The following is a 1,485-nucleotide window of genomic DNA, read 5'->3' on the forward strand; positions in this document are numbered from 1 at the left end:
CCTTGCCAACGGTCGACGATGCGCTTGTAGAAATCACCCCAGAAACAGTACCTCTAACCATTGGTGGTGTTTCAGCCACCGGTGGCATTCTAGATAACGACAGCCCAGCCATTGCCGGCATTGAAGTCGGCAATCCCGGTGTGGCGGATGACAACGTCGTTGAAGGCAATAATCTGGTCTTCAACGTGACATTGAGTACGGCAACGACCAAGGTTGAAACGTACGCCTTTAATTTGGGTGGTGGCTCTGCATCTACAGCAGATTACGGCACCGCCACCTTCAGTAACGGCGTGACGTATAACGCCACAACGGGCTTGATTACGGTTCCGGCTGGAGTGACAAATTTCGCAGTGACCCTGCCAACGGTCGACGATGCCTTAGTTGAAATCACACCCGAAACTGTGCCTCTAACCATTGGAGGTGTTTCAGCCACCGGTGGCATTCTAGATAACGACAGCCCTGCCATTGCCGGTATCGAAGTCGGTAATCCCGGTGTGGCGGATGACAATGTAGTTGAAGGCAATAATCTAGTCTTCAACGTGACCTTGAGTACGGCAACGACTAAGGTTGAGACTTACGCCTTTAATTTGGGTGGTGGCTCTGCATCTACAGCAGATTACGGCACAGCCACCTTCAGTAACGGCGTGACGTATAACGCCACAACGGGCTTGATTACGGTTCCGGCTGGAGTGACAAATTTCGCAGTGACCCTACCAACCGTTGATGATGCCTTGGTTGAAATCACTCCAGAAACAGTCCCACTAACCATCGGTGGAGTAAGTGCTACTGGCGGCATTCTGGATAACGACAGCCCAGCCATTGCCGGTATCGAAGTCGGCAATCCGGGAGTGGCGGATGACAATGTGGATGAAGGCAATAATCTGGTCTTCAACGTGACCTTGAGTACGGCAACAACCAAGGTTGAGACTTACGCCTTCAACTTGGGTGGTGGCACCGCATCTACCGCCGATTACGGCACAGCTACCTTTAGCAATGGCGTGACCTACAACGCGACGACAGGTTTGATTGCCGTTCCGGCAGGCGTCACTAGTTTCGCAGTGACCTTGCCAACGGTCGACGATGCGCTTGTAGAAATCACCCCAGAAACAGTCCCACTAACCATCGGTGGAGTAAGCGGCACCGGTGGCATTCTGGATAACGACAGCCCAGCCATTGCCGGCATTGAAGTGGGTAATCCGGGTGTGGCGGATGACAACGTCGTTGAAGGCAATAATCTGGTCTTCAACGTGACCTTGAGTACGGCAACGACCAAGGTTGAAACGTACGCCTTTAATTTGGGTGGTGGCTCTGCCTCGGTGGCAGATTACGGCACAGCGACCTTTAGTAACGGCGTGACCTACAACGCGACGACAGGTTTGATCACTGTTCCAGCAGGCGTCACTAGTTTCGCAGTGACCTTGCCAACGGTCGACGATGCGCTTGTAGAAATCACCCCAGAAACAGTACCTCTAACCATTGGTGGTG

1 protein-coding gene is annotated in these 1,485 nt (G+C 52.9%); it reads left to right on the forward strand.

All coding sequences use genetic code 11. From position 1 onward, the window contains the following. Nucleotides 1-1,485 (forward strand): beta strand repeat-containing protein (locus ACFQNF_RS13800; protein ID WP_380188522.1); only part of this gene is annotated, 1,485 nt, incomplete at both ends.

The sequence above is a fragment of the Iodobacter arcticus genome (assembly GCF_042664895.1).
Lineage (GTDB): Bacteria > Pseudomonadota > Gammaproteobacteria > Burkholderiales > Chitinibacteraceae > Iodobacter > Iodobacter arcticus.